This is a genomic window from Pseudomonas sp. KUIN-1 (assembly GCF_009176725.1).
GTDB lineage: Bacteria > Pseudomonadota > Gammaproteobacteria > Pseudomonadales > Pseudomonadaceae > Aquipseudomonas > Aquipseudomonas fragariae.
This window is the reverse complement of sequence record NZ_AP020337.1, coordinates 892,933-905,830: the sequence shown is the minus strand read 5'-3', so window position 1 is coordinate 905,830 and position 12,898 is coordinate 892,933. Positions and strand designations below refer to the sequence as shown.

The 12,898-nt window shown below is 60.2% G+C and carries 11 protein-coding genes and 1 pseudogene; 10 read left to right on the top strand and 2 right to left on the bottom strand.

What is annotated here, in order from left to right; translation table 11 throughout:
• Positions 1 to 143: 143 nt before the first annotated feature.
• From KUIN1_RS04330 to KUIN1_RS04280, 10 genes are all read left to right on the top strand, one after another.
• Positions 144 to 1,442, top strand: coding sequence for an NAD(P)/FAD-dependent oxidoreductase (locus tag KUIN1_RS04330; RefSeq protein WP_003392712.1), 1,299 nt, complete (start codon positions 144 to 146; stop codon positions 1,440 to 1,442).
• 325 nt (positions 1,443 to 1,767) lie between these two features.
• The gene (locus KUIN1_RS04320) at positions 1,768 to 2,985 is read left to right on the top strand and encodes a methyl-accepting chemotaxis protein (RefSeq protein WP_080269144.1); all 1,218 of its coding nucleotides are present in this window, start codon (positions 1,768 to 1,770) and stop codon (positions 2,983 to 2,985) included.
• Between the two features lie 9 nt (positions 2,986 to 2,994).
• A complete protein-coding gene (locus tag KUIN1_RS04315) occupies positions 2,995 to 3,363 on the top strand; it encodes a response regulator (RefSeq protein ID WP_002553206.1) in 369 nt (122 codons plus the stop codon).
• Between the two features lie 23 nt (positions 3,364 to 3,386).
• Complete coding sequence (locus KUIN1_RS04310; RefSeq protein WP_003403294.1) at positions 3,387 to 3,677, top strand: STAS domain-containing protein; 291 nt, start codon at positions 3,387 to 3,389, stop codon at positions 3,675 to 3,677.
• A 46-nt stretch (positions 3,678 to 3,723) separates the two neighbouring features.
• Positions 3,724 to 5,847, top strand: a complete 2,124-nt coding sequence (locus KUIN1_RS04305) for a chemotaxis protein CheA (RefSeq protein WP_096135443.1) — start codon at positions 3,724 to 3,726, stop codon at positions 5,845 to 5,847.
• Positions 5,848 to 5,877: 30 nt separating this feature from the next.
• Positions 5,878 to 7,533 (top strand): methyl-accepting chemotaxis protein, encoded by a 1,656-nt coding sequence (locus tag KUIN1_RS04300; protein WP_024651670.1) that lies wholly within the window; start codon positions 5,878 to 5,880, stop codon positions 7,531 to 7,533.
• A gap of 36 nt (positions 7,534 to 7,569) precedes the next feature.
• Positions 7,570 to 8,109 (top strand): chemotaxis protein CheW, encoded by a 540-nt coding sequence (locus KUIN1_RS04295; RefSeq protein WP_003403299.1) that lies wholly within the window; start codon positions 7,570 to 7,572, stop codon positions 8,107 to 8,109.
• A 9-nt stretch (positions 8,110 to 8,118) separates the two neighbouring features.
• A complete protein-coding gene (locus KUIN1_RS04290) occupies positions 8,119 to 8,928 on the top strand; it encodes a CheR family methyltransferase (protein WP_003403300.1) in 810 nt (269 codons plus the stop codon).
• On the top strand, positions 8,925 to 9,458 hold the full coding sequence (gene cheD, locus KUIN1_RS04285) for a chemoreceptor glutamine deamidase CheD (protein WP_152091847.1): 534 nt from the start codon (positions 8,925 to 8,927) through the stop codon (positions 9,456 to 9,458). The genes KUIN1_RS04290 and cheD overlap by 4 nt, the downstream gene beginning before the upstream one ends.
• Positions 9,421 to 10,497 (top strand): protein-glutamate methylesterase/protein-glutamine glutaminase, encoded by a 1,077-nt coding sequence (locus tag KUIN1_RS04280; protein ID WP_003423093.1) that lies wholly within the window; start codon positions 9,421 to 9,423, stop codon positions 10,495 to 10,497. The genes cheD and KUIN1_RS04280 overlap by 38 nt, the downstream gene beginning before the upstream one ends.
• 94 nt (positions 10,498 to 10,591) lie before the next feature.
• On the opposite strand, the pseudogene KUIN1_RS04275 reads toward KUIN1_RS04280, so the two are convergent.
• Positions 10,592 to 11,380 (bottom strand): annotated as a pseudogene (locus KUIN1_RS04275) (type III effector).
• A 164-nt stretch (positions 11,381 to 11,544) separates the two neighbouring features.
• Positions 11,545 to 12,828 carry a cellulase family glycosylhydrolase gene (locus KUIN1_RS27910; protein ID WP_011266625.1) on the bottom strand — a complete coding sequence of 428 codons (1,284 nt, stop codon included), beginning with the start codon at positions 12,826 to 12,828 and terminating at the stop codon, positions 11,545 to 11,547.
• Positions 12,829 to 12,898: the final 70 nt, after the last annotated feature.

The window sequence follows — 12,898 nt, the reverse complement described above, 5'->3', positions numbered from 1 at the left end:
CGGCATCCAGTCGAGCGCAGGCCGCTCCTGACCCGGGCAGTGTGGTGATGAACCCTTTATTGAGCCTTCTGACGCTATGAGCTGCCTTGCGCTCGCGAAGATCGAGCTCCCCCCGAATTCCTTAAACCTTCCGAGTAATCCTTATGACGCATCGTATTGTTATCGTTGGCGGAGGCGCTGGCGGTCTGGAGCTGGCTACCAGTCTGGGCAAGACCCTGGGCAAGAAAGGCACGGCCAGTGTCACGCTGGTTGATGCCAACCTGACGCATATCTGGAAACCGCTGTTGCACGAAGTGGCTGCCGGTTCGCTCAACTCGTATGAGGACGAGCTGAACTACGTGGCTCAGGCCAAGTGGAACAACTTTCAGTTTCAGCTCGGGCGCATGACCGGCCTGGACCGCGCCAGCCGCCAGATTCATCTGGCCGAGACGCTGGATGAAAACGGCGCAGAACTGGTTCCGGCACGCAGCCTGGGTTACGACTCACTGGTCATCGCCGTGGGCAGCACCACCAACGACTTCGGCACCAAGGGCGCGGCAGAACATTGCCTGTTTCTCGACAGCCGCAAGCAGGCCGAGCGCTTTCACCAGCAACTGCTCAACCACTACCTGCGCGCCCACGCCGGTCAGGCCGACAGCGCGCAGGAAATCACCGTGGCCATCGTGGGTGCCGGTGCAACCGGTGTCGAGCTGGCGGCAGAGCTGCACAACGCGGCGCATGAGCTGGCGGCTTACGGGCTGGGTCAGATCAAGCCGGAAAACCTGCGCATCACGGTGATCGAAGCCGGGCCACGGGTGTTGCCCGCGCTGCCCGAGCGCATCGGCGCGCCGGTGCACAAGACGCTGGAAAAACTCGGCGTGACGGTACTGACCAATGCAGCAGTCAGTGAAGTGACGGCTGATGGCTTGATCACCGCTACCGGGCAGGTCATCCCGGCCAGCCTGAAGGTCTGGGCGGCAGGTATTCGTGCCCCGGCCTTCCTGCATGAACTGGATGGTCTGGAAAGCAACCGGATCAATCAGTTGCAAGTGCTGCCGACGCTGCAAACCACCCGTGACGAAAATATCTTCGCCTTCGGTGACTGCGCGGCCTGCCCGCAAAAAGGCACCGACCGCAACGTCCCGCCGCGCGCTCAGGCCGCCCACCAGCAGGCCTCCTTGCTGGTCAAATCGCTGCGCTTGCGGATCGAAGGCAAGACGTTGCCAGAGTACACCTACAAGGACTACGGCTCGCTGATCTCGCTGTCGAGCTTCTCGGCCGTCGGCAATCTGATGGGTAACCTGATGGGCAGCGTGATGCTCGAAGGCTGGCTGGCGCGGATGTTCTACGTGTCGCTGTACCGCATGCACCAGATGGCGCTGTACGGCACCTTCCGTACCCTGATGCTGATGCTGGGCAGCAAGATCGGTAAAGGCACCGAGCCGCGGATGAAGCTGCACTAAGGCACGCCAGACGAGAGGCGTACGGGAAAACACTATCGTGCCCATGCTCCGGAGCGTGAGGAACGATCATCTCGACTATCGTGCGGCGCTCTGCGTCGCATGCCTTTCCGGACGCTCTGCGTCCTCTCCCTAGTGAATCCGGCTGTTCTGCCAACGCGTTCGCTGCGCCGACTTGCGATGCCCCGAATACCCGCTATTTTTAACAGGATCGGGTTGTGCGCCAAGCGACCGGACGGAAGGCTCCCGTACGGGGATCAAGTTTGTCTGCGGCGCGCAGATAACCATTGAGTCGTGTACAACGCTGCACTGTTCAGGGATCGAACCCATGATGTCGAATCAATACAGTAGTGCTCCTGCAGAAAATCATCCGCGTTTCATCTGGTTCTCACTCATTCCCGTCATACCCGCCATTGCCTGGATTCTCACGCAGTTCGGCACGGGTACGGCCAATCTGGTGGCGTGTGCTGCACTGCTGGCGATTGGTCTCGGCGCCTGTGCCTTGGCCGCCCGCTCCCAACAGACCCAAGTGCGCCGCGCCGTGGCTCAGGCGCTGGATCACCACCAGGCGCATAGCGCTCAAAGCAGCGCCATGGCGTCCAACGCCCAGTTCAATGAAATCCTCCTCGGTGCCATGCCTATCTGGGCCAAGCAGGTCGAGAGCTCGCGCCAGCAGACCGAAACCGCGATTGTCGAATTGAGCACGCGTTTCATGGGCATCTCCGAGCGCCTGCAGGAAACCGTGCAGGCGTCGCAACACGCCGCCGGTGAGCTGGACGGTCAGAACGCCGATGGTGCGCTGAAAGTGTTGTCGCAAAGCGATAGCGAACTAAGCCGGGTGATCGACTCGCTCAAATCCACTCAGGCCAGCCGCGACCAGACGCTCTCCCAGGTGCGCAGCCTCACCGCCTACACCGGCGAATTGCGCACCATGGCCGCCGACGTTGCAGCGATTGCCGCACAGACCAACCTGCTGGCCCTCAACGCGGCCATCGAGGCAGCGCGTGCCGGTGAGGCGGGCCGTGGCTTTGCCGTGGTGGCCGATGCGGTGCGCAGCCTGTCGAGCAAGTCCAGCGAGACCGGTCAGCAGATGTCCGCCAAGGTCGACATCATCAACAACGCCATCACCCAGCTGGTGCAGGCCGCATCGAGCGGTGCCGATCAGGACAGCCATTCGGTGGCCGCTTCCGAACAAAGCATTCAGAACGTACTGGAGCGCTTCCAGAGCATCACCGGACGCCTGGCCGAGTCCGCCGACCTGCTCAAGCAGGAGAGCTACGGGATTCGCGACGAAATGACCGAGGTCCTGGTGAACCTGCAGTTTCAGGACCGGGTCAGCCAGATTCTCGCCCACGTACGCGACAACATCGACTCGTTGCATGCACACCTTCTGCAGGCTAGCCAGTCCCCCGACGAGGCCGTCGCCATCGACGCCCGGCAATGGTTGGCGCGCATGGAGTCTACCTACGCGACCGACGAGCAACGTCGCACTCACCGAGGTGAATCGGCAGCACAGCAGGATTCGCAGGAAATCACGTTTTTCTAGGAGTAAATCATGGCTAAGAGTGTATTGGTGGTCGACGATTCAAGCAGCGTCCGGCAAGTCGTCGGTATCGCGCTGAAGAGTGCCGGATACGACGTTATCGAAGCCTGTGACGGGAAGGATGCACTGGGCAAGCTCACCGGGCAGAAAGTGCACCTGATCATCAGCGACGTGAACATGCCGAACATGGACGGCATCACTTTCGTCAAGGAAGTGAAGAAGCTGGCCAGCTACAAGTTCACGCCCATCATCATGCTGACCACCGAATCCCAGGAATCGAAAAAGGCCGAAGGTCAGGCCGCAGGCGCCAAGGCGTGGGTCGTCAAACCGTTTCAGCCGGCACAAATGCTCGCAGCGGTTTCCAAGCTCATCCTGCCCTGAGACCCAGGCCCCTGGAGGCCAGCATGCCCACGCCAGACGAGAGCGCCAACGACACTGCACGCGTGCAGATAGACGGCGAGTTGACGATCTACACCGTGACCGAACTGGCCGCCAGGCTGTTGCCACAGATCGGCGCTGCGGCACGCCTGGAGGTTGACCTTTCACAGGTCACCGAGATGGACGGCGCCGGCCTGCAACTGCTGGCAGTGATCCAGCGTGAAGCCGGCAAGACCGGGACTTCGCTGCACCTGACCGGGCAAAGCAAGGCAGTCAGCGAAACCTTCGAGTTATGTAATCCGGGTGTGGTGCTGTAGCGCGTCCATTTGCAGTACTGCCCAGTGATCGATCAAGGAAGTCATCGTGAGTATTAATCTCGATCAGGCACAGCAGACGTTCATCGTTGAAGCGCGAGAGCTTTTGCAGGCCATGGAGGAATCCCTCCTGCAACTCGAAAGCGAGCCCGGCGACCTGGACGCGATCGGCGCGGTCTTCCGCGCAGCGCACACCATCAAAGGCTCGGCCGGACTGTTCGGGCTGACGCCTATCGTCAGTTTTACTCACATCGTCGAAGACGTGCTGGATCGTCTGCGTGAAGGCAGTGTTTCGGTAAACGCCGAGCTGATCGCCGTGCTGCTCAAATCCGGCGATCACATGCTTGAGTTGATCGACGTGGTCGCCAGCCGTGGCGAGCAACTGCAGCAACCTGCACTGGAGCGCGAGGCAGCGCTGCGTCAGGCGTTGCAGGTCTTCCAGGCACCGGCCAGCGCCAGCGCCGCTGACATCGCAAGTGCGCAGGTCGTCAGCGATGATGAACAGTCAGCCGACGTGCTCTGGCATATCTCGCTGCGGTTTGGCGTGGATGTGTTTCGCAACGGCATGGACCCGCTGTCGTTCCTGCGCTACCTCAATACCCTGGGGCAGATGGTCCAGGTCACGACGCTGACCGACAGCATTCCAACAGTTGAAGCGTGGGACCCGGAATCCTGCCACCTGGGCTTCGAGATCGATTTCCGCTCGGCTGCCGGGCACGCCGCGATCAACGAAGTCTTCGATTTCGTGCGTGAAGACTGCGCGGTGGAAATCACGCCGCTGGACGAAACGCCAGACCACGTCGAGCCCACCGGCACCGAACTGGTCTCGCAGCCCGAACACAGCCCTGTGGTGGCCAGCGGCGAACTGCTGGGCGATCAGCGCGCAGTGCCACGTACGCCCGCAACGGCAACGGCAACGGCAACGGCAACCGCTGTAGAGCGCCCTTCTTCGGGCAGCGAGCAGAAAAACAAGGATGGCCGCTATGTGCGCGTCAACGCCGACAAGCTCGACGAGCTGATCAATCTGGTCGGCGAGCTGGTCATTGCCAGCGCCGGCGCCAGCCTGCTGGCCAAGTCGTGCGACAACGACCCGCTTCAGGAAGCCAGCTCGACGGTGTCGGGGCTGGTCGAGCAGATTCTGGATGGCGCGCTGCACCTGCGCATGATCCCCATCGGCGACACCTTCAATCGCTTCCGCCGTGTGGTGCGCGATGTCAGTCAGGAACTGGGCAAGGACATCGACCTGATTATCAATGGTGCGGAGACCGAACTGGACAAGACCGTCGTCGAAAAGATCGGCGACCCGCTCATGCACCTGCTGCGTAACTCCATGGACCACGGCATCGAGAGCGCCGAAGCACGTCGCGCGGCAGGCAAGCCGGCCAAAGGTCATTTGAGCCTCAACGCGTACCACGACTCGGGCAGCATCGTCATTGAAATCGCCGACGACGGGGCCGGACTCAACCGCGAGCGCATCCTCGACAAGGCCCAGCAACGCGGACTGGTGGCGGCCGGCGCAAGCCTCACCGATCAGGAAATCTACAACCTGATTTTCGAGCCCGGCTTTTCCACTGCCGAGGCCGTCACCAACCTTTCGGGGCGTGGTGTCGGCATGGACGTGGTCAAGCGCAACATCACCTTGCTGCGCGGCACGGTGGATCTGGACAGTCAGCCCGGTCAGGGCACCATCGTGCGCATCCGCCTGCCGCTGACGCTGGCGATCATCAACGGCTTTCTGGTCGGTATCGATCAGTCGACTTACGTGATCCCGCTGGACATGGTGCAGGAATGCATCGAGCTGGACGAACACAACCGGCAGTTGACCCGCGACAGCGGCTACCTGGACCTGCGTGGCGAAGTGCTGCCGCTGGTCTACCTGCGCGACCACTTCAATCACGAAGGCCCGGCCGCCAGGCGCCAGAACGTGGTGGTGGTGCGTTACGCCGAGCACAAGGCCGGGCTGGTGGTCGATGACCTGCTGGGCGAGTTCCAAACCGTTATCAAACCTCTGGGCAAGCTGTTCGGCGCGCTGCGCGGCATCAGCGGCTCGACGATCCTGGGCAGTGGCGCGGTGGCGTTGATTCTCGACATCCCCGCCCTGCTCAACCAGATCGTACACATGGAGGCCCGCTCGACCCAGGCGCCTCAATTCCTGCTGCCCACTTCTCGCTGACGGATTCGCAATTCCCAAGGAGTTACTTCAATGAAATGGTTCTACGATCTGAAGATTTCCACCAAGCTGATTACCTCGTTCCTGGTGGTTCTGGCGTTGACCGCGGCCATGGGAGTCTTTGCCATCATCCAGCTCGGGCAGGTCAACCAGGCCGCTCAGGACATCAAGGAAAACTGGATGCCGTCCATGCGGGCGGCCGCGGGCATGCGCTTCTTCGCCGCCAATTACCGCCTGAAGGAAAACCGCCATATTGCAGCCGACACCGCCCAGGAAAAGGCGCAGATGGAGCTGGAAGCAGCGGACTCTCGCAAACAGTTCGAAACCCGCCTGGCCATTTACGACAAGTTGATTTCCAGTGATGACGATCGTCAGTTGTTCAATAGCGTGAGCGCGTCATGGGCCGCCTACCTGAAGGTCAGCAACGACCTGTTCGATCAGTCACGCCAAAACCTGGAGGCTCAGGCGCGGGCATTGCTCAAGGGCGAATCCAAGACGCATTTCGATGAAGTGACCACTCAGCTGCAAAAAATGGTCGAGCTGAATGAAGCTGGCGCGACTATCGCTGGCAACAAAGGCACCAGCCTGTACGAAACCTCCCGTATCTCGATCATCGTGGTACTGATTGCAGCCTTGATGATCGGCCTGGGTCTGGCGCTGTTCATCGCCCGGATCATTTCCCGCCCGCTGAAGGAGGCCGCAACGGCCGCCGAGCAACTGGCAGAGGGCAATCTCAACGCCCACATCGGCCACGGTTCCAAGGACGAGACTGGCATGGTGCTCAACGCCATGCGCAACATGGTCGGCAAGCTGTCGCACATCATCGGCGAAGTGCGTAATGCCGCCGACAACCTGGCCAGCGCTTCGGAAGAAGTCAGCGCCACTGCACAGTCGATGAGCCAGGCCACCAGCGAGCAGGCCGCCAGCGTCGAAGAGACCAGCGCATCGGTCGAGCAGATGAGCGCCAGCATCAACCAGAACACCGAGAACGCCAAAGTCACCGATGGCATGGCCAGCAAGGCCGCCAAGGAAGCCACCGATGGCGGCGAATCGGTGCAGCAGACCGTCGTGGCGATGAAGAAAATCGCCCAGCGCATCAGCATCATCGACGACATCGCTTACCAGACCAACCTGCTCGCCCTCAACGCCGCCATCGAAGCCGCGCGCGCCGGCGAACATGGCAAGGGTTTCGCGGTAGTGGCCGCCGAGGTGCGCAAGCTGGCCGAGCGCAGCCAGGTGGCCGCGCAGGAAATCGGCGAGCTGTCGTCGAGCAGCGTGGAAATGGCCGAGAAGGCCGGCAAGCTGCTGGACGAAATGGTGCCCTCGATCAACAAAACCTCCGACCTTGTGCAGGAAATCAGTGCAGCGTCGGAAGAGCAGGCAGCCGGTGTAGCGCAGATCAACACCGCCATGACCCAGCTCAACCAGGTCACCCAGCAAAACGCATCGAGCAGCGAAGAACTGGCAGCTACGGCTGAAGAAATGAGCAGCCAGGCCGAACAACTGCAACAGGCCATGAGTTTCTTCACCCTCGACGCATCGCCAAGGGCCGTCGCACAGAGCGCTACTTTCGACAGCCGCAACAGCCCGAACCGTCAGCCTCCGCGGCCACCGCAACAGGCTCCGCGCAAGGCATTTGCGCAAAGCATGGCGGGCGCCCCGGACGAATCGGAATTTACCCGTTTCTGATTGCCGGCTTCGATAGAGACTCCAGGGGAGAACGACATGGGCTCATTGGTCACGACTCGGCAGACCGCAGCGACGGTCGAAGAAGAGGCGCAGTACCTGACTTTCATGCTCGGTGGCGAGATGTTCGCCATCGGCATTCTGGGCATCAAGGAAATAATCGAGTACGGCAGCCTGACGGTGGTGCCGATGATGCCCGCCTTCGTGCGCGGGGTGATCAATCTGCGCGGCGCTGTGGTGCCTGTGGTTGATCTGTCGGCGCGCTTCGGGCGACAGAACTCGGCCATCACCCGGCGCTCGTGCGTGATCATCATCGAGGCCAACAGTGAGGACGGCCAGCCGCAGGACATCGGCCTGCTGGTCGACAATGTCTCGGCGGTGCTGGAGATTCCGGCGTCGCAGATCGAGCCGCCGCCGAACTTCGGTGCGCGAATTCGCGCCGACTTCATCAGCGGCATGGCCAAGGTCGACGGCAAGTTCGTGATCGTTCTCGAGGTCGACCGCGTGTTGTCCATCGATGAAATGTCCAGCCTTGCCGAAGCAGGCCAGTCGCTGCCGCCCGACGTCGACGCGACGTGAGGTCTGCACATGCCTGATACAGCGTCGCTCACCGATCGCGAATTCGGCCAGTTCCAGAACTGGCTGTACAACGCTGCGGGCATCAAACTGACGCTGGCCAAGAAAGCGCTGGTTGCCGGCCGCCTGTTCAAGCGTCTCAAGCATTACGAGCTGGACAGCTATGGCGAGTATTTCAAGCTAATCATGAACGATCAGCGCAACGGCGAGCTGCAAGTGGCGCTGGACCTGCTGACCACCAATGAAACGTATTTCTTCCGCGAACCCAAGCACTTCGATTTTCTGCGTCAGCAGGTGCTGACCAAGGTCACACCCGGTAAGGTATTCCGGATCTGGAGCGCCGCCAGTTCGTCTGGCGAAGAGCCCTATAGCCTGGCCATGACTCTGGCCGAGCAACTGGGCACCACGCCTTGGGAAGTGGTCGGCTCGGACATCAGCACCCGCGTGCTGAGCAAGGCGCGCAGCGGTCACTACCCTATGGAACGCACCGAGACGTTGCCGCAACCTTTGCTGTTCAAATATTGTCTGAAAGGCACAGGTCGCCAAGAAGGGACCTTCCTGATCGACAAGTCGTTGCGCAGCCGGGTCAGTTTCGTGCAGGTCAATCTCAATGACACCCTGCCGGATCTGGGCGAGTTCGACGTCATTTTCCTGCGCAACGTGATGATTTATTTCGATCAGGAAACCAAAAGCAAAGTGGTGGCGCGGTTGATCCCCCGTCTCAAGCCAGGAGGCTATTTCATCATCAGCCACTCGGAAAGCCTGAACGGTGTGAATGACATGTTGAAAATGGTCTCCCCTTCGATTTACCGCAAACCATGAACACGCCTGTCGGTGTAGCCGAAATAGTGCTGGGGCCTGGCGAAGTGGTCTTTGAGACCCGGCCGACTCGCCTGCGCACGTTGCTGGGTTCATGCGTGGCGATTACCTTCTGGCACCCGTGGCGGCGTATTGGCGGCATGTGCCACTTCATGCTGCCCGGGCGCATACGCCGGCATCAGCCACTGGACGGCAGGTACGCTGACGAAGCGATGGAAATACTCATTCGTCATGCACTGGCCAATGGCACGCTGCCGGAGGAATATCAGGTCAAGCTGTTTGGCGGCGGCGAAATGTTTCCTGCTCATCGCCATGACCCGCACATGCGCAACGTCGCTGACAGCAACGTTCATGCGGCGCTTGCGCTGGCCGAACAGAACCGCCTGAAACTGATGGCTCAGGACCTCGGCAGCACCGGCCATCGCAGCATCATCTTCGACCTGTGGGACGGAAACGTATGGGTCAGGCACCAACCAATGGAAGCAATGGAAAAAGATGCCAAACAAAAAAATCAGCGTACTGCTGGTCGATGATTCGGCTGTAGTTCGTCAGGTACTGGTGGCCATTCTCAACGACACCCCCGATATTCATGTGATGGGCGCGGCGTCAGACCCGATATTTGCCATGAGCAAGCTCGCTCAGGAATGGCCGGACGTCATTGTGCTGGACGTGGAAATGCCGCGCATGGACGGCATCACCTTTCTCAAGAAGATCATGAGCGAGCGGCCGACGCCGGTGGTGATCTGCTCGTCGCTGACCCAGAAAGGCGCGGAAACCTCATTGCAGGCGCTGTCTGCCGGGGCGGTGGAAATCATCACCAAGCCCACCACCGGGCTGAAGAACTTCCTCATCGATTCGGCCGCCGAGCTGGTTGCAGCAGTACGCGCAGCAGCCAACTCCAACGTCAGAAACCTCGGCAAGCGCACCGCCGCCCCGGTGCTGACCCCAGCCAGCAAACTGACCGCCGATGCCATTTTGCCGGCTGCCAGCGGCCATGCCATGGCGCAGACCACTGAACGCATCGTCGCCATCGGCACCTCGACAGGCGGTACACAGGCACTCGAAGCGGTGCTGACTGCCCTGCCCCGCGTCTGTCCCGGCATGGTCATCGTCCAGCACATGCCGGAGAAATTCACCGCATCGTTCGCCGAACGCCTGAACAGCCTGAGTCAGATCGAGGTGCGCGAGGCCAGAAACAACGACCGCATCCTGCCCGGCCTCGCGCTGATCGCCCCCGGCGGTAAACACATGATGGTCACGCGCAGCGGCGCCTATTATCACGTCCAGGTCATCGACGGCCCGCTGGTCAACCGCCATCGTCCTTCGGTGGACGTGCTGTTCCGTTCGGTGGCCAAATTCGCCGGCAAGAACGCCACCGGCATCATCATGACCGGCATGGGCGACGACGGCGCACGCGGGCTCAAGGAAATGCTCGACGCCGGCAGCGCGACAGTGGCTCAGGACGAGGCCAGTTGCGTGGTGTTCGGCATGCCCAAGGAAGCGATCAAACTGAACGCGGCGCAGCGGATCATTCCGCTGCAGGAGATTCATCAGGCGATCCTGCACCGGTGAACCCGAAGCTGTCGCCGTGCAGCCAGCGTTTCTTTCGACACCCACGTTTCACGACACAAACCCCGGTCGCACGGCAATGCTCAGAAAAACAGCCTTACCGGGCCCACGGCGGCGGCAGCAAGGCCTGATGGTCAGCGCTGGACCTCGATGACCCTGAAGCCCCATCAGAGAATGAGACCAACTGGAAAAAAAGCTCGGCCTCCAGGTTCCTGTGCTGATTGGAAGTCCCTGATCTGTTGCTTTTATGCTCATTGCGATAAGACGCATAGCTCCAGTGCCCCGGGGAGACATCGGAGTCCGGGCGATGGCTGCTCTGCCTTACACCGGCGGCGCTCAACTCCTGTTCGATACTGCTGATCATCCCCCTCATTTTGCCCATGTACTCTGGGCTGTAGGTGTTGTCTGCACGGTCGGGCTTGGCGTAGATCGTGAACTGAGCGCCCAGCGCCACGCGCTGCTTTGCCGCCGGCATCTCTGCTTGCAGGCATTTCATGTCAGTCACTTTCCACGAGTCAACCGGACTGTCGCTCGCCTGCAGTATTGAATGCATGCGGTACATCCTCAGGTGCAACGCTGAGGTGGATCTTGTCTCCGGCAAACTCCCCCTTGCAGTTCGGCTCCAGGCGATCCATATGGATGAAGACCTCAGACCCCGTCATCTTGAAATGATTGGCGGCAGTCCAGCCACCGTGATTTTCACCCAACGCGCTTTGTGCGACGTCATAAGTGGGGGCACGATGGTGAACGGCGAAACGTGTCGGTGTATTGGCACGCACTTCGCTCTGATTCAAACGGCGCAATTGCGCACCTGCATCCTTCTTCAAGTCCGCTGGGCAATTGCCGTATTGAGTTTTAAATTGAAGGCGGGTCTGTTGATAGGCATAGCTTTTATACCTGCTACTTATCGGTCATGAAAAAGGGGGTTGCGCAGATAGCGCAGCATCTGCGCAACCTCTTCAACTCGCCGCTCTGCACTGCTCGTTGACGACCTCGCAGATAGCTGCCCGCTGAGCGGTCGACAGGTAAAACAGGTTCCATGAAGCAGGATCAGGAAAACTGATCGCCTTTCGAGAACCCGACATCGTGTTTGATCTTGCCGTTCTCGAACTGGTCCATCCATGGCAGCACATCGGCCCCGGCCGCTTTCAGGGCGCCCATGTTGTCTTTCACGGCCTGGTTGGCGCCGTCGCGCTGTTCGAAGTTACCGCCCCCGGTCCAGTTGGCGTTACCGACTTCACCGATTTGCGGCTTGAAGCCCGCGCTCGTAAGCGCCTTGATCTCCGATGACAAACGCGAAGAGGCATCGGCGCCGCTGGCGTACTCATGGATGCTGCCGATCAGGCCAGGGTTGTTGCTGCCATTGGCGGCTTTCAGCTGATCAGCGTATTTGACCAGCCCGCTTTCCCCGCCGGCCGTCAGACCACCACCCCAATTGCTGTCCTCCACCACGATGTCGCCTTTGTAACCAGCGTCGCGGGCTGACTTGATCAACGTGCTCTGCATATCGGCCCAACCCTGAGTGGCACTCTTGCCGCCCTCATTGAACGTATCGAGTACAAAACTCGGATGGTTTCCAAGGGCAGAAACCACGTTTTTGACATCGTCGGCGGCTTGTTGGAGCTTGTCGCCGGACAAGACATTGCCACCGCCGCCATTGGCGTTGTCACGAAACGTAAACTGAATCTTGACCCCTTGTTTGTCGCCGGCATCGACCATCGCCTTGAGTTTGGCCATTTGCGCCGGGTCATTGATCTGGTCATGGGTCATCTGGATGCGAAGTGTTCCCCCTCCGGCATTTTTCACGTCTTCGACCATTTTTTGCGCTGCCTCAGGAGACGCAATCCGGTCAGGAACCGTATTCGCGCCGCCATGAGAACCCAAGCCAGTGTTATTGAACGGTTGGGCTTGATTTGACTGCTCAGACAGTCCTGAGTCTGGCGTCGAACTGGCAGCACCGCCGGGAGAAGCAGAAGCCCGACCTGGCCCGGACGAAGCAGGGGACGGGTTCTCGGAAGGGTTATTTGCAGAAGAGTTACTTGCGGAAGAATCACCGAGCAAGCGTTTCAGCAGCGCCTGAATCAGCGTCGTCAACGCCTCGATCAAGTCACTTTGATCGCCCCCTCGTGCTTGTCCATTCCCGGCGGTGGCGGTTGTCGGCGCGCCATTCCCCCAACTCACCGTGTTCGGCGAGCGCTGGGTACTTTCCGGAGGAAGAAAGTGCACGGCATTGCTCGACGACTTACCTGAATAGTCCGGACTCGGAGCCAGGTTGCCCGACGAGACAGGCGACCACCCCGGACTGTTGTTGTTTACAGAGGTATTCATACTCATTTCATTACTCCTTTTTTGTGGAGGTAACGCGTTTGGGTGAACGGTTTTTTGTACAGGGTTTCAGAAATCC

Coding starts and splice junctions, on each gene's coding strand:
- KUIN1_RS04320 (WP_080269144.1), top strand. CDS start 1,768: ATGATGTCGAATCAATACAGTAGTGCTCCTGCAGAAAATCATCCGCGT.
- KUIN1_RS04295 (WP_003403299.1), top strand. CDS start 7,570: ATGGGCTCATTGGTCACGACTCGGCAGACCGCAGCGACGGTCGAAGAA.
- KUIN1_RS04280 (WP_003423093.1), top strand. CDS start 9,421: ATGCCAAACAAAAAAATCAGCGTACTGCTGGTCGATGATTCGGCTGTA.
- KUIN1_RS04300 (WP_024651670.1), top strand. CDS start 5,878: ATGAAATGGTTCTACGATCTGAAGATTTCCACCAAGCTGATTACCTCG.
- KUIN1_RS27910 (WP_011266625.1), bottom strand. CDS start 12,828: ATGAGTATGAATACCTCTGTAAACAACAACAGTCCGGGGTGGTCGCCT.
- KUIN1_RS04330 (WP_003392712.1), top strand. CDS start 144: ATGACGCATCGTATTGTTATCGTTGGCGGAGGCGCTGGCGGTCTGGAG.
- KUIN1_RS04290 (WP_003403300.1), top strand. CDS start 8,119: ATGCCTGATACAGCGTCGCTCACCGATCGCGAATTCGGCCAGTTCCAG.
- cheD (WP_152091847.1), top strand. CDS start 8,925: ATGAACACGCCTGTCGGTGTAGCCGAAATAGTGCTGGGGCCTGGCGAA.
- KUIN1_RS04310 (WP_003403294.1), top strand. CDS start 3,387: ATGCCCACGCCAGACGAGAGCGCCAACGACACTGCACGCGTGCAGATA.
- KUIN1_RS04315 (WP_002553206.1), top strand. CDS start 2,995: ATGGCTAAGAGTGTATTGGTGGTCGACGATTCAAGCAGCGTCCGGCAA.